At 39.7% G+C, this 19,077-nt stretch carries 19 protein-coding genes and 1 pseudogene; 15 read left to right on the top strand and 5 right to left on the bottom strand.

Features of this window, described 5'->3' with window-relative positions:
- The first annotated feature begins 31 nt into the window (after positions 1-31).
- The 13 genes and pseudogenes from nusG (at position 32) to BVU_RS19655 (ending at position 12,625) form a co-directional block, all read left to right on the top strand.
- Complete coding sequence (nusG, locus tag BVU_RS19710; protein WP_012055956.1) at positions 32-1,129, top strand: transcription termination/antitermination protein NusG; 1,098 nt, start codon at positions 32-34, stop codon at positions 1,127-1,129.
- A gap of 482 nt (positions 1,130-1,611) precedes the next feature.
- Positions 1,612-1,898: pseudogene (locus tag BVU_RS23140) on the top strand (IS66 family transposase); the annotation flags it as partial.
- 154 nt (positions 1,899-2,052) lie between these two features.
- Positions 2,053-3,441 carry an LPS biosynthesis flippase gene (locus BVU_RS19705; RefSeq protein WP_012055955.1) on the top strand — a complete coding sequence of 463 codons (1,389 nt, stop codon included), beginning with the start codon at positions 2,053-2,055 and terminating at the stop codon, positions 3,439-3,441.
- Positions 3,429-4,676 (top strand): glycosyltransferase, encoded by a 1,248-nt coding sequence (locus BVU_RS19700; protein WP_012055954.1) that lies wholly within the window; start codon positions 3,429-3,431, stop codon positions 4,674-4,676. Before BVU_RS19705 ends, BVU_RS19700 begins: the two co-directional genes overlap by 13 nt.
- Positions 4,663-5,886, top strand: a complete 1,224-nt coding sequence (locus BVU_RS19695; RefSeq protein WP_012055953.1) for a hypothetical protein — start codon at positions 4,663-4,665, stop codon at positions 5,884-5,886. The genes BVU_RS19700 and BVU_RS19695 overlap by 14 nt, the downstream gene beginning before the upstream one ends.
- A complete protein-coding gene (locus BVU_RS19690) occupies positions 5,858-6,691 on the top strand; it encodes a glycosyltransferase family 2 protein (RefSeq protein WP_049764400.1) in 834 nt (277 codons plus the stop codon). Before BVU_RS19695 ends, BVU_RS19690 begins: the two co-directional genes overlap by 29 nt.
- Positions 6,692-6,781: 90 nt before the next feature.
- Complete coding sequence (locus BVU_RS19685) at positions 6,782-7,945, top strand: glycosyltransferase (protein WP_041174499.1); 1,164 nt, start codon at positions 6,782-6,784, stop codon at positions 7,943-7,945.
- A gap of 265 nt (positions 7,946-8,210) precedes the next feature.
- Positions 8,211-9,110, top strand: a complete 900-nt coding sequence (locus BVU_RS19680) for a glycosyl transferase (protein ID WP_012055950.1) — start codon at positions 8,211-8,213, stop codon at positions 9,108-9,110.
- Between the two features lie 6 nt (positions 9,111-9,116).
- Positions 9,117-10,238 (top strand): glycosyltransferase family 4 protein, encoded by a 1,122-nt coding sequence (locus BVU_RS19675; protein WP_012055949.1) that lies wholly within the window; start codon positions 9,117-9,119, stop codon positions 10,236-10,238.
- Positions 10,239-10,264: 26 nt separating this feature from the next.
- Entirely contained in the window at positions 10,265-10,981 is a 717-nt protein-coding gene (locus tag BVU_RS19670) for a WecB/TagA/CpsF family glycosyltransferase (RefSeq protein ID WP_007846488.1), read from the top strand.
- A gap of 4 nt (positions 10,982-10,985) precedes the next feature.
- A complete protein-coding gene (locus BVU_RS19665) occupies positions 10,986-11,798 on the top strand; it encodes a YjbH domain-containing protein (RefSeq protein WP_012055948.1) in 813 nt (270 codons plus the stop codon).
- Positions 11,799-11,987: 189 nt separating this feature from the next.
- Positions 11,988-12,203, top strand: coding sequence for a hypothetical protein (locus BVU_RS19660; RefSeq protein ID WP_041174498.1), 216 nt, complete (start codon positions 11,988-11,990; stop codon positions 12,201-12,203).
- A 5-nt stretch (positions 12,204-12,208) separates the two neighbouring features.
- On the top strand, positions 12,209-12,625 hold the full coding sequence (locus BVU_RS19655) for a putative toxin-antitoxin system toxin component, PIN family (protein WP_012055946.1): 417 nt from the start codon (positions 12,209-12,211) through the stop codon (positions 12,623-12,625).
- A gap of 170 nt (positions 12,626-12,795) precedes the next feature.
- Here BVU_RS19655 and BVU_RS22425 read toward each other — a convergent pair whose 3' ends face one another.
- Positions 12,796-12,975: a hypothetical protein gene (locus BVU_RS22425; RefSeq protein ID WP_008782394.1), complete on the bottom strand. Its 180-nt coding sequence runs from the start codon at positions 12,973-12,975 to the stop codon at positions 12,796-12,798.
- A 248-nt stretch (positions 12,976-13,223) separates the two neighbouring features.
- On the opposite strand from BVU_RS22425, the gene BVU_RS19645 reads away from it, so the two are divergent.
- Entirely contained in the window at positions 13,224-14,660 is a 1,437-nt protein-coding gene (locus BVU_RS19645; RefSeq protein WP_012055944.1) for a DUF4373 domain-containing protein, read from the top strand.
- Complete coding sequence (locus tag BVU_RS19640) at positions 14,657-16,795, top strand: DnaB-like helicase C-terminal domain-containing protein (RefSeq protein WP_234247723.1); 2,139 nt, start codon at positions 14,657-14,659, stop codon at positions 16,793-16,795. Before BVU_RS19645 ends, BVU_RS19640 begins: the two co-directional genes overlap by 4 nt.
- A 388-nt stretch (positions 16,796-17,183) precedes the next feature.
- On the opposite strand, the gene BVU_RS19635 is transcribed toward BVU_RS19640, so the two are convergent.
- From BVU_RS19635 to BVU_RS19625, 4 genes are all read right to left on the bottom strand, one after another.
- Positions 17,184-17,498: a hypothetical protein gene (locus BVU_RS19635; RefSeq protein WP_005851565.1), complete on the bottom strand. Its 315-nt coding sequence runs from the start codon at positions 17,496-17,498 to the stop codon at positions 17,184-17,186.
- A gap of 170 nt (positions 17,499-17,668) precedes the next feature.
- Positions 17,669-18,085 carry an N-acetylmuramoyl-L-alanine amidase gene (locus tag BVU_RS21990; protein ID WP_007846495.1) on the bottom strand — a complete coding sequence of 139 codons (417 nt, stop codon included), beginning with the start codon at positions 18,083-18,085 and terminating at the stop codon, positions 17,669-17,671.
- Entirely contained in the window at positions 18,085-18,189 is a 105-nt protein-coding gene (locus BVU_RS22420; RefSeq protein WP_005851569.1) for a smalltalk protein, read from the bottom strand. Before BVU_RS22420 ends, BVU_RS21990 begins: the two co-directional genes overlap by 1 nt.
- Before the next feature lie 155 nt (positions 18,190-18,344).
- Entirely contained in the window at positions 18,345-18,833 is a 489-nt protein-coding gene (locus BVU_RS19625) for a hypothetical protein (RefSeq protein ID WP_005851571.1), read from the bottom strand.
- Between the last annotated feature and the right edge of the window lie 244 nt (positions 18,834-19,077).

The raw sequence follows: 19,077 nt of genomic DNA, 5'->3' as shown, positions 1-19,077 counted from the left end.
CGGTCAGCGTGGATTTCTGACGATAAACCTCATGAAAAAGCTATCCCATCAGTTTGATAAACCGAAGCGTTCTGTGGCATCTCCCGAAGCGTTGGAAGCTTTGCGGAATAACAATGCCGTGCGTTGGTATGTGTTGTCGCTTCCCGACTGTCATCGGGGAGGAGTGCGCGGTTTGCAACGGGAACAGGACCGGCGCATACAGGCAGGCGAGCCCTCATTCGGCTTTTTTGCTCCTTCCTATCAGGAAGTGAGGCGTATAGACGGCAAATTCGTCAATACCCAGCGTCCGTTACTCTTCAACTATGTATTTGTCCGTGCTTCCGAGCGTGATGTTTTCCAACTGATGCAACGTTTTCCTGTACTCAGTTTCCTGCCTCGGGTGAGGGAACGGAAGCGGGAGTATTTTCCCTACCTTTCCGATGCCGCAATGGAGAATTTGCAGTGGGTGGCCCGTTCTTATTCCAATACACTTCCTGTTTATATACCCCAGCCGGATGGTTTGCGCAAGGGCGACCGGATACGCATTACCGAGGGACGGTTTAAGGGGGTGGAGGCGACTGTTGTCATTCAGCCGGGAGCCGGGCGAAAGGATGTGATGGTATGTGTGGAGAACTGGATGTGGGTTCCGCTGCTGCGTGTGATGCCGGGTGAGTACGAGGTAATTGCCCTGAATGATGAGGACAAGCATGTATATACCCGTCTGGACAATGACTGTATGTTGAATGGTTTGCACAGTGCTCTTCAGCGTTATCACAGTGCGGAGGGGGTGAATGAGGAAGATCGTTCCCTGGCTGCCAGGGCGTTGAAAGAATATGGCAATCTCCGGATGGATACGGATGTGATGCGTTGCAAGCTTTATGCTATTTTGTTGCCGGCTTATACTATATTGGGTATGGAAGAAGAGGCGGCAAAGCTGGTTGGCGTTATGCAGACTATGCTTCCTCTCGTCAAGGCGGAGCAGTCGCGTGCACTTGCTGTGGTTACACTTTATGGTTGTACGGATAGCAGTATCTATTATCATTTGGCGCACGAGGCGGTTGATCCGTGGAAGAAAGAGGAAAAGCCGAAAAAGAGTAAGCAGCAGCTGATCAACCGGTTGGCTGATTATGATCGGTGGTTGAGGCATTGAATATTACTGAGCAGAACAAGGATCTTAGGTTGACAGGAGAGGTTATGAAGCTTGTCCTAGAAGATTTTATAGCTTAAAGACAAAGCTTGAGAGAAAGATGTCTAATTTAAAGCAGGTTTGCGAAAAGAACTGTTGAAAAAAGCAAATTATGCAAGTTTTTGGAACGTCAGTTAAAATCGATGCAGAAGAAATTAGAATATGCTAACTTGCAGCTCTTCGGGGATAGACGGTGGAAGTTAAAGCCGAAAATGACTGATGGTGGGCTTGAGAAAGTGGATTCTGATTGAAAAAAAGAGAAAGATGATTATGATGGTATCGATGATGCTTTTTGTACGGACTCAGTTAATAATCAATCTCAAGAAGTAAAAGAGCCTTCTAAGAAAGAACGTGATTTATCCGATTGTCCTGATGAGCATAAAACGATGGGTGTGGTTGGAGATCCGGTTGAACATCTTTCTGATTTAACAAAGGTTCTGATTCTGGAAAAAATATTTGCTTTTTGGGATGATGGAGAACTATCGATAGATAACAATCTTGCCGAGCAAACTATTTGAAAGCTTATTACTCAACGAAATAATTTCTTTCATTATGGTAGTGAAGTTAGAGTTGAAACGGCTGCCATATATTATAGTGTGATTGGTACGGTAAAGCTTCATGGTGGCTCTATCTGGAACTTCATCGGAACTTTTTTCAAAAATATCTTTAACGGATGTAGGGATGATGCTAATATGATTCCTGACAAAATCCTTCGGCTACAAGCCAATGTTGAATTCAAAACTAATAAATTAACAAAACTCGGATTGGGGCACTGAAAAGTGCCCTTTCAAAGGGGAATGCCATAAATTGAGTGCTTACAGAATTTAATAAATCTTGTAGAGAAAGATGAATTTAAGCGTTTTTCATATAAGATATATCAAAAGAGTATGTTGACGAAGATTAAATTAAAATTTCATCATATTGTATTTGACTTCTTTAGCTTTATAAAGAAAGGGAATGAAAGAAGTATAAAGGCTAAAAAGAATATATTAGCCATGCTTTTTCTAAAGGGAGGGAATATATTAGTAAATCTGATGTTAATTCCTATAACTATAAATTATGTGAATGCGGATAATTATGGGATATGGTTAACTGTAAGTTCAATTATCAGTTGGATGAGTTTTTTCGATATAGGGATAAATAATGGTTTAAAAAATAAGTTTGCTGAAGCGAAAGCAATGAATAATGAGGTACTTATTCAAAAATATGTCAGTACAACTTATTTTGTTTTGGCTCTAATTTTTGTTCCTTTAATGATTTTATTGTTGATAGCTAATACTTTTATCGATTGGTGTTCGTGGTTGAATGTTTCTTTTTTATTAAATGAACAGTTACAAATAATAATCGCTATTGTTGTAATATATTTTTGTATTAATTTTGTCTTATCAACCATTAATGTTATATTAATAGCAGATCAGCGTCCTGCTGAATCTTCTGCAAGAACATTGGTACAACAAATTCTTTCATTAATTGTAATATATGTATTAACTCAAGTAACCCAAAAGGATGAATTGTTATATTTATCCTTAGCATTTTGTGGTATCCCTTTATTGATAAGTCTTTATTATAATGTATTACTTTTTCAAACTCGTTATAAAGCCTATATCCCTCGTCTTTCTTGTATTGATAAATCATTATATAAAGAACTGTTATCTTTAGGATCTAAATTTTTTGTGATTCAAATAGCTGCTGTAATACAATATCAGACGATTAATTTTTTAATAATGCGTTATTATTCGGCCTCTGATGTTACGTGTTATAGCGTGGCATATAAATATTTCAGTATTTTATCTATGATTTTTACAATATTTATAGCTCCGATATGGGCTGCAACAACGGAAGCTTATGCGAAGAAAGACTTCAAATGGATTAGAAATATAGTGCATAAATATTTGCTTATATGGGTAGGATTGGCATGTGTCGGAGCATTGATGCTTTTGTTTTCAACATATATATATAAACTTTGGTTGGGTCAAGATATTGGCATTTCTTTTAAATTATCATTGGTCGTATATGTATATACTTTAGTATTTATGTTTGGGAGTATTTTTGTTAATATTTTGAATGGCATCAGTGCTTTGTATATTCAATTTTGGAGTTCTGTATTCTCTCCATTGTTATTTATAGGGTTATGCATCTTTTTTATCGAAAATCAGATTGGTTTTCCTGCATTGATATTAGCTGGTTGCTTAGCCAATTTTAATGGATTTATAATTGCTCCTATACAATACTACAAGATATTTTATAAAGATAGAAAGGGAATATGGATAAGATGAAAGAAATGCGAATAGTACATATAAATTTATCAGGTTCCAATGGAGGAGCAGCTATTGCTGCGTATAGACTTCATTGTGAAATGAGAAAGAATGGGTTGGATTCAAAGATGCTGGTTGCATTTCAAGGAATTCGTAGTCGTCAGGAGGGGGTCTATCAGTTTTCAATAAGGAAAAAACTGCATCATAAGGTCAATGTTATGATAAATCAATTACTTTATCCTGCAAGTAAAATAATAGGTACATATTCTTTTGCTTTTAATGGTTGTGATTTGTCTAAAGAAAATGATATAAGAGAGGCTGATTTTATTTATTTACATTGGATTAATATGGGAATGCTTTCTATTTATGATGTGGAGAGAATTTTAAAATTAGGTCGACCTGTTTTTTGGTTTATGCATGATATGTGGCCTTTAACTGGCGGGTGTCACCATGCTTTTGATTGTACAAAATATTTAGAAAAATGTATTGATTGTCCATTACTTCATAGAAAACGTGATATGTTATTTTGCAAATTCCAATTTGAGGAAAAATATAGAATTTTTAGTAAATACTCAAATTTGAAAATTATTGCTCCTTCTACTTGGCTATTTCATCTAGCCTCAACAAGTCTTTTGTTTAAAAATAAACAATTGATTCACATTCCGAATCTTTGTGATATAAATATATTTAAACCGATGGGAAAGGGTTGGGCCAAAAGATTATTTAATCTTTCAGAAAGTAAAAAGCTTATATTATTTGGGGCTGCTACAGGGGGGATGGGAAATATATATAAAGGGTGGGAATATTTGCAAAAAGCCATTTTGCATTTATCTACTTCTTCCTATGAGGCTGTTATATTTGGTGAGTATAATAAAACAGTAGAGAAACAGTTACCTATTAAATGTAATTTTATAGGGAAATTATATGATGAATATTCCCTTTCTGTTTTGTATAATGCTGCTGATGTTTTTGTGACGCCTTCCTTGGCAGATAACTTTCCTAATACAATTTTGGAGTCTTTGTCATGTGGTACACCAGTTGTTGCTTTTAATGTCGGGGGGATACCTGATTTAATAATGCATAAATCTAATGGCTATTTAGCACATTATAAAGATTGTGAGGACTTGAAAAAAGGAATAGAATGGTGTGTTTCACAATATTCTATTCAAGAGGTTTGTAGGTCTTCTATTATAAAAAAATATAGTCCTAGTTTGATTATAGAGAAACATAAAAAGCTGATGTATGGGAAGATTTAAATATATACCCTTATTTTGGACTTCTTTAGGAGTGTTTCTTTTTACATTTAAATTTTATTTTATAACTTCCTATATAGGAAGTTTATGGTCAAACTTTTTTTTTATATTTGGTATTTTATCTTTTATTTTTTCTTTTTATGTAAAGGGAAGTCAGGTTGTTCTCCCTTTTGCCGGTGTTTTAAGATATATATATGTTTTTTATTTGTTATGGTCTGTTTTAGTCATTGTACGTGCTTCTGTTGAAGGTGCACCAATAGAATGGAATATGCTTATTTACCAACCAGATTATTTTTGGCAATATTGGATACCTTTTATATTGCTATTTGGTATCCGGTATTTAAATTTTAAGGATGTGAAATGTATTCTTATTCTTTCTATGTTGGTTGGAATGTTTTATATTATATTAAACTGGGAAGAGATTTTTTTTACATCGCATCTAAATTTGTATAATTCATTTATTGCTGAAGAAGTAAGAAAAGGACAGGTTGCATCTTATTTTATTCTTCCAGCAGGTATTATTTTACTTTGTCAAAAATTCTATTCAAACAAATTGGTGGTTTTTACAATCCTTCTTTTCTTGTTAGGTTCTGTAAATGCTGCTTTGTATGCGAGGCGAAGTACATTATTTTTTTATTTTTTCTTTTTATTATCTGGTCTGTTGATTTATGTGAAAAAAGAAAATTTAGTAAAGTTGCTGTGGGGGATATTGGTAATTATTGGTATTTGTTTGATACTAATGTCGTCTTTTGACTGGGAGTCCTATTTGGTTTTATTATTAGATAAATTGGACAAAAACACTCGATCTGGAGTTGAAATGGCTTTTTATAAAGATATGAGTTGGATGGATTGGATAATAGGGCGTGGTATGACTGGTACTTATTATTGTTGGGAGGTATCTGATATTGATAGGTTGAATAGATTAGTGATAGAAACAGGGTATTTAAATATTATATTAAAAGGTGGAATTTTTTTGTTGTTACCTTATGTTTTCTTTTGTATTAAATCCTTTTTTTTAGGGTATTTTAAATCGAAGAATATGTTAACAAAAGGTATGGGAGTATATTGTTTAGCTTATGTCTTTTTTTTATATCCTTCAGGAACACCAGAGTTCAATTTGAGTTGGGTTATTTTGTGGATCTCCATTTTATATTGTAATACATCTTCTATCAGATATATGTCTGATGAACAAATTAGGAATAAATATTTTTAAAATGAAAGTGTCTGTTATAACTATAAATTATAATAATATACAAGGTCTGAAAACTACCATTCAAAGTGTTATATCACAATCTTATAAAGATATGGAATATATAATAGTAGATGGTGGCTCTACGGATGGAAGTGTAGATCTTTTAGTGGAATATTCTGATAAAATATCAAAATGTATATGTGAACCTGATAATGGAGTTTATAATGCAATGAACAAGGGGGTTAGTATTGCTTCAGGTGAGTATTGCATTTTTATGAACTCTGGTGATAGCTTTTGGAATTCTGAAGTTTTAGAAAATATTTTTTCAAAACATATTGACGTTGACGTATTAGCAGGTAAAACATATTGTTTTAAGAATGGTAGATTTAGTTCCATGCAATCTGCACCCAAAAAAGTAACAATGAAATATTTGTATGCTAATTCTATAAATCATCAGGCGATGTTGATAAAAACAGCTTTGTTGCGAGAATATCCATATGACGAGACATTGAAAGTATACTCTGATTGGAAATTCTGTATTCAAACACTTGTGGTGAATAATTTGTCTTATCAATTCGTTGATTATGTGATAGCAAAGTATGATTTGAGTGGGGTGAGTGCAAATATTAAGTTTAAAGAAGAAAAACAAAAAGTCTTATTGGAATATTTTCCTCATCGAATATTGTGTGATTATGAGTTGTTGTGCAAAAAGACTTTAATACGAAAACTATTGCCAAAGATTGGTCATATTATTCAGCGTTTATATTATTACGTTTTTATAAAGCTTAGAATTAGTAAATGTGGTAAATTTAAATTGGAGGAATAAAATATTAGAATTAGTGGTCATTTCTCTTTTGAAGCTTTATTTAATTTGAATGGAGTGAGATGAATCATAGATTTTAGTAGTGTTGTTTGTATGAAGATACTATTTTTCAATACTGGATCGGCTAATCCTTTATTAGGTGGAGTACAGTCTGTTACGCATTGTTTAGCCCATTATTTTAATTCATTAGGGCATGAAGTATATATTATTTCTATTAATCGAACTTCAGATTATTTAGATGATATTCAAATCTATTTGCCAGATCAAAAACGAAATGATAGTGATGCAAATAAACAATTTCTTATGAATTTTATAAAGGAAAAACATATTGAAATTGTGCTAAACCAGACTTGCTTAAATCCTAAATTATCAGTGTTTTTACCTGTTATAAAAAAAACAGGAGTTCAACTTATTTCAGTATTTCATAGTCAGCCGTATGGTATGTACGGGATAAAAGCATTTCCTAAAATTTGTAATGTTTTTGGTGTTGACAAGGTAGGAAATTTAGTGGATGTACTTATACATTTTGCATTTAAGTTGAAATATGGAAGATATTTAAAAAGAATGCTTCAATATAGTGATAAACTAGTGATGCTTTCAGATAAATTTATAAATGAATTTTTATATTTTTCGGGGAAAAAATATGCTGAAAAGATGTTGTCTATTTCTAATCCTGTAACTATTAATGGGGGAGGGAGTGAAAAAAAAGAAAAAATAGTTCTTTTTGTGGGAAGGATCAGCCAAGAAAAAGGTGTAGATAAAATTTTAGAAGTATGGCGTGGAATCTGTCATGAAGAAAAGTATAAAGAGTGGCGGTTGGTGATTGTAGGTGATGGTGAAAAAAGAAAACAAATGGAAAAGTATGCAATGGATATGGAACTTATTAACTATTCATTTGAAGGATTTCAAAAGCCTGATGGATATTATGATAAAGCAAAGATTTTTTGTATGGCTTCAGCATTTGAAGGGTTTGGATTAGTTTTGGTGGAAGCAATGTCGTATGGTGTAGTGCCAATGGCATTTAATAGTTTTTCTAATTGTTCGGATATTATAGATGATGATAAGAATGGGATTTTAGTTACTCCTTTTTCAATCAATGAATATAGAAAAAAAATAATAGAGCTTATTGAAAATGATGAAAAATGGATGAAAATGTCCACTTGTTCTATAAATAAAAGTAAAGAATATTCTATAGAATGCATAGGTGCTAAATGGTTGGATTTATTTTATTCTCTTTTAAATAATAAAGTTACTTGAGATAAACCATATACAGACTTGGCAACTTCATTAGTCTGAAATAGGTAAAGTTGCTATATATATAGTGAAATCGATAGGGTATGACGAGCAAATAGAAAAAGAAGTGAAGAGGCTTTTTATTACCCATGGTTTTGATTTGGTAATCCATTATGTGGATACAATAGAGAAAACCAAACGAGGCAAACAAAAATTTTTGATTCAAGATTTGAAATAATAATTTCCAAGTTGGTATTAGCTTATTATTTTATGGGCTGAAATAAATAATATGGAATATACTCCTGTTATTCTTTTTGCCTTTAATCGTCCAGAAGGATTAAAGGCTATAATAGAATCTTTGCTTCAGAATGAAGAAGCAAAACATTCTGTTCTTTATGTTTTTGTTGATGGACCACGTTTCCAACGAAAAGGTGAAGTGGAAAATGTGGAAAAAGTGCGTGATTATGTAAAATCTATAACAGGGTTTAAAGAGGTTCATTATAAGTTTGCATTGCAAAATAAAGGACTTGGTAATTCTGTTATAAAAGGTGTAACAGAAGTTATCAACCGATATGGTAAAGCAATAGTTTTGGAAGATGATCTTATTCTTGCACCCAATTTTCTTTTTTTTATGAATCAAGGTCTTGATAAGTACAAAGAAGAGACGAGTGTGTTTTCTATTTGTGGATATTCTAATAAAGTGAAAGTGCCGAAAGATTATTCATATGATACTTATTTCTGCACTCGTAGTAGTTCATGGGGATGGGCTACTTGGGCTGATCGCTGGAATAGTGTGGATTGGGAGTTGGAGAATTTCGATAAATACCACATACTGAAAAAAGAATTTAACCGATGGGGAGGTTCCGATTGTTGGAAGATGCTGAATGATTGGAAATGTGGAAGGAATAAGTCATGGGCTATTCGCTTTTGTTTTGCTCAGTTCTTACAAAAAAAAGTTTCCTTATTTCCTGTTACAAGCAAAGTGCAAAATGATGGTTTTGATGGGAAAGGTACAAACTGTAAGCGCTGGAGTCGTTTTCATTGTATATTTGATAACTCGGCAAAAAAGGAATTTACATATCCGGAAAATGTGTCTATCCATCCATCCTTATTTCGTTCTGCTATTGGTTATCATTCCATCATAAAGCGAATTTTTAGCCGGATAATATATTTTGTTTATAGATTTTGATAGTTGATGAAACCTAAAATCCTTTTTATTCTTCATCTTCCTCCACCTATACATGGCGCAGCCATGATGGGGAAATACATTCAAGAAAGTGAGTTGGTAAATTCTTCTTTCGATTGTTTTTGTATAAATTTAGCTACAGCAGGAAGTTTGTCTGATATTGGGCATATAAGTTTAAAAAAGCTGTTGAAGTATTTCTTTCTTCTAAAGCATATTTCTCACGTTGTAAGAGAAATCCGTCCCGAATTGGTTTATATCACTCCGAATGCCGGAGGAAAAGCCTTTTTTAAAGACTTTATTGTAGTGCAGATGCTGAAAAGTATGGGGTGCAAAGTCATAGCTCATTATCACAATAAAGGCGTTTCGGTTTATCAGAGTAAATGGGTTTATAACTTCTTTTATAAACGTTTTTTCAGCAATTTGAAAGTAATTCTGTTGGCAGAGAATCTTTATAAAGATATAGCCAAGTATGTAAAAAGAGAAGATGTGTATATTTGTCCGAATGGTATACCAAACTTACGTAAAGGAGAATTTGAAGCAAGACGGAAAAACGAAGTCCCTTATCTACTTTTTCTTTCTAATCTATTGATAAATAAAGGAGTGTTTGTATTACTTGATGCGTTAAGAATATTGAAAGAAAAAGGGTATCTTTTTAATTGTCAGTATGTAGGTGGAGAAACAGCCGAGATTAATGCTGTACAGTTTTCAGAAGAAGTGGATAAACGGGATTTGAATGATAGGGTTGCTTATGTCGGTCGAAAAGTAGGAGAAGAAAAAAATGCTTTTTTTCAACAAGCAGATGTCTTTGTTTTTCCAACTTATTATTATAATGAGTGTTTCCCTTTGGTCATTTTAGAAGCCATGGAATATAAATTGCCAGCCATTTCAACCAATGAAGGCGGCATCCCCGATATGGTGAAAGATGGAGAAAATGGCTTGATTTGTGAAAAACAGAATCCGTATTCGTTGGCTGATTGTATTGCGAAGTTGTTGGATGATGAGGAATTAAGAGTTAAAATGGGAAATGCCGGTTATGATAAATTCTGTCGTGAATTTACTCTACAACAATTTGAGCACAGAATGCTGGATATATTATCCCAAAATCTTCCTCAAAAGGAAAAAGAAAACTAATTTTTAAAGGTAGAATTACAATATCCATGTTATTGAAGTTAAAAAACTTACCCTTGTTGGAAAGCCATCGAGGGCTGACCACTTTGCCTTCCGGCAAACTCCTGATCAACACCATCAACGCCCATTCCTACAACACCGCCCAGAAAGACAAGCTCTTTGCCGAAGCTTTGCAGCAGGGAGATGTGTTAATCCCCGACGGAGCAAGTATTGTCAAGGCGTGTCGTTGGCTGAATGCAAGATCCAAACCTACAGAGCGTATTGCCGGCTGGAATCTGTTCGAGTTCGAGATGAACAAGCTGAATACTATCGGAGGAAAATGTTTTTTCATGGGCAGCAGTGAAAAAGTATTGGCATTGATAAAACAGCGTGTGAAAGTGGATTATCCCAACATCGAAGTGGAAACCTATTCGCCACCCTATAAGCCGGAGTTTTCGGAAGAGGACAATCGGGCGATAGTCGAAGCTATCAACAAGGCAAATCCTGATTTGCTTTGGATAGGGATGACTGCCCCCAAGCAGGAGAAATGGGCGTACACGCATTGGCATGAATTGAAAATCCATTGCCATTGCGGAACGATAGGTGCTGTTTTCGATTTCTATGCCGGAACGGTAAAGCGTGCTCCCGCCTGGTGGCAAAGGCATTCTCTGGAATGGTGTTACCGGTTATTGAAAGAACCCCGCCGGATGTGGAAACGTTACATTATCGGCAATCTGTTGTTCATGTGGAATATATGTAAGGAGTAGCTTGATGAAAAGAATCTTATTGCTCGTTTTTTGGTGTAGTGTTTCCTTATGGGCTGATGCCCAGGCATTGCTGGGAACTACCGGACTGCTTCATGCTCCCACGGCTGATATGCAGCGTGATAAAACTTTTCTATTTGGTGGAAACTATTTGAATACTCATCCGTTATCCACCCATTTTCGTAGCAGTGAAGTGGGGTATACCTTCAATTATTACATTAATATTACTATTTTCCCTTGGCTGGAGGTGTCGTATATCTGTACATTGGTACATGCGGATCATGGCTCTACTTATTTCCCGGAACAGTCTTGGGGAAAATTCACGAATCAGGACCGGGCTTTCAGTGCGCGTCTGCGCCTTTGGAAAGAAGGGTGGTGGAAGGAGTGGACACCGCAAATAGTCCTTGGTCTGGACGATCCCACCTCTCATGCCGATCATGGTGGTGGGGAATTGGTGTCCGGTAATACAAGCGGTTCCAATAATTACGCAACACGTTATTATCTGGCTGTAACCAAACATTTGGATGTTCAGAATATAGGTGAATGGGGTATTCATGCCGCATTTGTATATGGTAATGCCAAAGGTATAGAGCATTATAAACGTCCTTCATTCGGCACAAACTTCCGTTTTCAGTTACTCGGTGACCAGCCTTTGATTAAAGTTGTAAATAATCTTAACCTGATGGCCGAATATGACGCCCGCACAGTGAACATCGGGGCGCACTACCAGCTTTGGAAAGACCACATCAACCTGATTGCCGAATTGAACAACGGGAAATACTTCTCTGGTGGCATTTACTTCAAAATCCATCTGAAATGATAAAAAAGATTATCCGATTAGGATCTCCGGAATAGATTTTACTCTACAACATTTTGAACATCGGGTGTAAGGGAGATATTGTTGCAAGATTTATCGAGTCGTATTTCATAGGCGTTAATTAATGAGAAACATTTTGGATATTATCATTATAAATTCTATATTCGCATAGAATTTATAACCGATATAATTATGGAAACTACAGTATTCAACCCCATACAGAGGCATTTGTTGGAAATGTTTTCTTACGATAAATCTCAGGAAGGTCTGGAAGAATTGAAAGAGGTGCTCTTTCAATATTATTCCAAACGGATGAATACAAAGTTGGATGAACTTTGGGATAAGGGAATTCTTGACCAGAAAAAGCTGGATGAAATAGCTGAAATAGATATTCATTCATTAAAATAACGTCAATGGCTAAGTTGGTTCTTGATACGAATTGTCTTATTCAAAGCATTCCCCAAAGGAGTCGTTACCATGTCTTGTGGCAATCCTTTGTGGACGGAACGAACAAGCTCTGTGTATCCAATGAAATATTGGAGGAATATATAGAAATTCTGCAAAGACTTACCGACAATGAAACGGCGGAATATGTGGTGAAAACCATATTGAACAGTCCGTTTGTTGAATTGATAACTCCATTCTATCACTTTAATCTGATTACAGTCGATCCTGATGACAATAAGTTTGTGGATTGTGCCATTTCGGCCAATGCGCACTACATTGTTACTAACGACCATCATTATGATGTGCTGAAAGATATAGATTTTCCTAAAGTGAATGTTGTAAATATTCAGCAATTCTGTATTTATCTGTCACAAGAAAAATAATTTTTGAGTAAAAAGGAGGATTTATAGTTGGAAATAAAATAACTATAACTCCATGCATCCTGGGTGCAAAAACCGCCATAGAGGCAGTCTCCATACAGAGGCGCTCTATGGCGGTTTCCCGTTTCCCCACGTTTACCGGGGAAAATTCCCGTTTCCGGGAAGCCGGGAGGTTACTCTTCCATTTTGAGCTTGCCCAGTTCTTTCAGGATGTGCTCCATGGCTTCTTTGTAAACCTCCGGTTTCTCCTTTTCCATCCATTTCATCAGTTTGAAGTAAGAATTTGGAGTCACAATCTTTCCGTCTCGAATTTTGGTGGCGGTGGACCGGCCTATCGCACCTTTGTCGTTCAAGTTGTTGGGGTTTAAATCGCTTCTTCGCACGGCATTACTGATGCAAGTGCTGATGATCTCAAATTTTTTTCATGTTACTAAAAATTAAATTATTAAATAATAATTTGTAAACAGCATAAACATAGCTACTTACAAAATGTCTCGGCAAAGATAGGAAATGTTTATTAACAATTGCTTGTTTTTGTGAGCAACGCCCTATTTATATTTTGCGTTCCTTTGCGTTATATTTATACTAACACACAAAAGAAATGGATTATACAGAGCAGTTTATCCGGCTGAATTGCAGCTTGATGTCGGATTACAAAATGATGAAGCTGAATGCCGACATGAAATGCATGGGGCTGGGGTTGTATCTTGAAACGATATTGTTTCTGCGAAAACAGCAGGAATACAAACATGATTTTAACGAACTGGATTTGCTGGCCGATCAGTGGGGAGCTACCGTGGAAAATCTGCAACATCTTATTAAGGACTTCGATTTGTTTCTCATTACAGAGGACGGGTATTTCCGATGTCTGTATCTGGACGAGGTGATGGGATATCAGAGCAAACTTTCCGAGCAACGTGCCGCTGCCGGCAGTAAGGGAGGGAGAAGCAGTAAGAAAAGTACGGTGAAAGCATCTGCAAAAGCAACTGCGTCTACAATAGGAAGGGGCAGAATCAACGAAGGGAAAAACGGTGATACGTCCTGTATGGATCGTAACGAGGAAATCTACACGAAAAGTAATGATGCGCCCTGCGTGTATGATAATGGGGAAGCCTACCTGAAAAGCGATGATACATCTTGCATGGATAATAACAAGGAAGCCTACCTGAAAAGCGATGATACACCTTGCATGGATAATAACAAGGAAGTCTACCTGAAAAGCAGTGGTGCACCCAGTATGGATAGCAAGGAGAGAATTTATATGGAAAGCAGGAATGTAGATAGTAACAAGACTGTCTGCATGGAGAACAGCAAGCCAATCCATTCGGATTATAATAAGGAAATCTACAAGGAAAACAGCACGGAAAGCAACGTGAAAAGTAGTGCGGAAAGTATGAAAAATACGACTGCAAAAAATACAAATGAAAATTCAGTCAAAAATGTGATTCAAAGTGTTGATAATGAGTGCTATGGAAAGAACTTGCAAGCAAGCTTTAAGCAAAGCTTTATAAGAGAAGAAAAGAATAGAGGAGAGAAGAAAAACAACAATAACAAAGAAAAAGAAATAATTGCTGTTGCTGCTGTTGATAAACTTCCCCGATTTTCCGAATTGTCCGAAACGATGCCCCGATGGGAACAATGCATCAATGAAGCTTTCATTACTCAGAGTTGGCTGGAGGCTGTGGGGATGATGTCAGGTTTGAAAGAACTCTTTTTGAACAATCTTTCTTTTATTCGTGATCTGTTCAAGAAACATGTCGTGGCACAAGGAAACACAGGAGGAATCACTTCCGTGTCCGAAGCCGAAGCTTATTTCGCCAACTACATCCGCCGAGAAAGGCCCACCCGTCTTTTTCTGGAAGAAAAGCTGAAAGAAAGAAGCCGGATGCAGAATGAATCGACATCGCTCTCGCCCTACGAAACGTACAATCCGCTGACCGGCGAACGTTCGTATTGCGGAGTTCCTCTTCCTGCCGATGCACCACCGCGCCCCAACGGACGTGCCACCTGGGATAATCTGAAACAGAGCTGGATATGACGCGCGAAGAACATGCAGATTATGTGCGGTGGCTGAAAAGCCTGCCGCGCAGAAAGGACCATTTCCGTATGCCTTGTCCCGAATGTTCCGCAACGCGAAGCAATCCCAAAGATCCTTCGTTCAGTGTGCATATCACCCGTGAAGGGGGATGGGCGAAATGCTTTCATTGTGATTTCGCCATAGCGTGGAACGAGGACGAGATGTGGAAAAGAGAACAGAAACAACAAGACCGGGAACGGCAGAAACAGCAGAAGGATGCACCGCAGCACCGTAACACGTCGCAGCACCATGATGCAGCATCGCAGCACCGCAACACGTCGCAGCACCACGATGCAGCACCGCAGCAACGCAACACGTCGCAGCACCACGATACAGCACCGCAGCAACGCAACACGTCGCAGCACCATGATGCAGCATCGCAGCACCGCAACACGTCGCAGCACCACGATACAGCATCGCAGCACCACGATGCAGCATCGCAGCACCATAACACGTCGCAGCACCACGATGCAGCACCGCAGCAACGCAACACGGCGCAACGCAAGCCGCACATCCCCCTGCAACCGCCTGTACATTACGTATGCCCGGTAATTAATAAAAACAAACAAATTATGAATGGAAAAATGATGGAATACATGGTCGGCAGACGAGGTATTCCGATGGACGTCCTGACAAGGATGAAGATAGAGGAACGCTTGGAATTCCTGCCGCAGACCGGCAAGGAAGAAGCCTGCATCTGCTTCCCTTACCTGGAGGACGGAGTAATGAAAAACATGAAATTCCGGGATGCCGCAAAGCATTTCAAGATGGTGAAAGGAGCCGAGCTGATTCCTTGGAACATAGACGCCATAAAAGGGAAGGAAAAGTGCTACATCACCGAAGGCGAGATAGATGCCCTCAGCCTGATAGCCGCAGGACTGGAAGAGGTGGTGTCCGTACCCAACGGAGCCGGAGGCGCGAACCTTCAGTGGCTGGACCGCTTCGTGGAGTCGCACTTCGATGACAAGACGGAAATCATCCTGGCCATGGATACCGACAGGCGCGGAGTGGAGTTACGCGACGAACTGGTGCGCCGCCTGGGCGTGGACCGCTGCAAGGTGGTGGCCTGGGGAGAAGGCTGCAAGGATGCCAACGAGTATCTGTTGAAGTACGATCTTCCGAGGCTCCGCCAGCAGGTGGAGCAGGCGGCGGAAATCCCGTTGGAAGGAGTCTTCTGCCCCATGGACGAATGGGATACGCTGATGGATATTTATTACAACGGAATGCCGGAAGGAGCCGATACGGGACTGGAGAATCTGGACCGGCTGATCAAGTTCGAGCGTGGTTTTGTGCTCACGGTCACAGGCGTTCCCGGCAGCGGAAAAAGCGAGTTTGTGGACGAAATTGCCATGCGCCTGCTCCTGCGCCACGATTGGAAGGTGGGCTATTTCAGCCCGGAGAATACCCCGCTGGCCTATCACTACCGCAAGCTGATACGCCGCGTGGTGGGCAAGCGTTTCGAACACAAGGGGATGCCGTTGCCGGAAGCCGGACAGGCCATCCGTTACCTGGCACAGAGTGTCTTCTCCATTATGCCGAAAGAGGACTTCTCGGTAGAGAGCGTGCTCCGCATTGCCGCCCAACTGGTGAGCCGGAAAGGAGTGAAGGTGCTGGTGGTGGACCCCTTCAACCGCTTCGAGCATCAGATTCCCGACTGGGAGACGGAAACGCAGTACATCAGCCGCATCTTCGACGAGTTCTCCAATTTTGCCGTGAAGCACAAGGTGTTGCTCATTTTGGTGGCGCACCCCACCAAGTTGCGCCGCGAACCGGGAAGCAAACGCTGGCCTGTGCCCACGCTGTATGATATCAACGGCTCGGCAGCCTTTTTCAACAAGACGGATTATGGAATGGTGGTAGACCGTAACGATGAGCTGGGGCAGGTGCTGGTGCGTGTGGCCAAGGTACGTTTCGACCATCTGGGCGGACCGGGAGATGCTTTTTTCGCCTTCAGCACTTACAACGGACGCTACACGCCTACCGAGGAGAGGACCTTGGATCATAATCCGCCCGAACCGAAGTGGGAGCATACCAATTTCCTGACAGAGAAGCTGAAGCCCGAACAGCAGGGCCTGGGGTTTAATGAGGGGGAATGAAGTAGTTGAATGTTGCTGTTCCTGAATAACTTGGGGATAGGAGAAGGGAGATGTCAAAACAAAAAGGACAACCCCGAAAAGTTACAGATAGTAATTATAACACGTAAAAGGATCGTATCAAGCTCTGTATGGAGTAATGATACGACCCTTTCTTTAGTCTTTTAGGATGCTCAAATTTCAGATTGTAAGTTCATGTTTTCAAAAACTGAGTTTTGACATTCGCCTTTTAGGTTTTGTAGTTACAGTCTGTAACTTCTCGGAGTAGTCATTTTATTTTGACATACCCCCTTTAAAAGTTGCTTACAAGTAGATCATGTTGCCGGCAGGCTTTACTGATTACTGGTCATTCCTCAGTGATCACTGCTCATTCCTCATTAACCGCTAGCCACTAAAATCCTCTCCACCGTTCCCGTTTTATCTCCTCGCACTGCCGTCGCTGCCATGCGGGCATTATTTTCTCCAGCTCTTTCAGTTTCCATCCCTTCATAAAGCGTATCTCGTCCTTTTCCTGCTCCGTGCACAGGCTGATGCGCAGCAGTTCGGGGTAGAGCACCTGTATATGGAAAATCTTGGCTCTCCACAGCAGCATGGACATCTGCCAGGGGGTGAGGGCTTGGATGCGGTTCAGGGTGAGCAGCATTTCCAGATAATGACGGTAGAAGGCTTTGTCCACGGTCATGAGTTGGTTTATCAGATAGTTCATTTTTATTATTGTTAAATGAAAAGATTAGTTGAATGAAGGGTCAGGAAATCAAAGCGGAGGAAAGGGACGCTATCTTTGGAGAAAGCCCCCTTGGATACGTTATCTTTGAAGAAACCTCTTTGAAAACGAACGGCTCTCATTGGAAACCCTATCTTTGGAGAAAGCTTCCCTTAAAAGCGGTATTCCTTTACAGCATCAAAACAAGGGCACGGCTTCACGGGATTCAAGTCATGATGCCCCACTATCAACGCTTTGGGGAACAGGAGGCGCAGCTCGCGCAACAGTGCCAGCATACTTCCCTTCTGCATCAGAGTACGCGTATCGGCAGGTGTGCAGTCCGCCGAGAGTCCTCCCTCATAGCAGATGCCGATAGAATGCCGGTTGTGGTTCTTGCAATGCGCTCCCACCTTTTCCAGAGGTCGTCCGCGGTGAATCTCTCCGTCACGGGTGATATAGAAATGATATCCTATGTCCGTGAAGCCCCGGTGGCGGATGTGGTCCCGGCGGCAAGTCTCAAAATCCAGCCTCCGCCCCTCAGGGGTGGCGGAGCAGTGGATAATAATCAGGGTGATGGTTCTCATGATCATCAGATACAGGCGTTCAGGCCGAGTGCGCCGGCAACGGCGGTGGCTACGGTGATAATTACTTTCAGAATCAGTGTCCAGGTGTTTTTCTTTGTTCTTGAACTCATTGGAATTTTGTTTTAGAGGTTGATAATAAGTGAATTGTAATGGAAGCCAAGGGCTGAATGTACCCCAATGAAAACGGCTTGTCACAGGGGCACATTCAGCCTTTTAGCGTCGTGCCTTTAGCGTTGTGCCTTGCTTCCGTCATACAGGAGTTCCGTCAGGCCTGTCCTCCGTTTTCCGGCTCCTTCGCCTCTCCGGTAAGATCCACACTGGTCTTTCCGGCTTTCAGCGCCTTCACCACCAGTCGGGCCGCTTTGCGCGTGGCCACCAGATTGAACACAGCTTCCTCCTGCAAGTTCTGGAAACGTGTTCCGGCACTCCAGTTCACATTCAGCTTTCTGACGTGGATGGCAGGATTGTAGTCGGCAGCGCTTTCCGCTCCTATACTGTTGATGCTGATGGAGAAATCCCCCAAGTCGCCCAGCTGTATCTTCTGTCCTCCCAGAAGCTGTTCCCTCATGCAGTCCACCGCCATGGTGAGGATGGCCACGATGTCCGCACGCTTGTACACACAGCCGTGGCTGGCGATGTGCTCGGCAAAGCGGTTGATGTCCATCACTTCCGAATACTGTGCACTGGCGTAAGCCTTCTTGGCGGCATCCGCGTCCATCGGATTGCTACGCATAACGATACTGTAATTTACCATAGTCTGTTAAAATTAAAAGTTGATAATTGAGAATTAAAAAACACTGTTGCCGGGGAATGAAGCCAGTCAGCCGTCAGTCACTGTCCATTAACTGTCAGCCACTGGTTGCCGACTGCTGAAAGAACCCTATCTTTCACGTGTAAGATCCTATATCTTACAGCTGTAAGATTATAGATCTTTCGCCTTCATCGTCCCGACATTACAAAGATACGATGTGCGGATTCCGGAAAGTTGATTCCGGTGG

It is taken from the genome of Phocaeicola vulgatus ATCC 8482 (genome assembly GCF_000012825.1).
Lineage (GTDB): Bacteria > Bacteroidota > Bacteroidia > Bacteroidales > Bacteroidaceae > Phocaeicola > Phocaeicola vulgatus.
This window is presented reverse-complemented; position numbering and strand designations above follow the sequence as displayed.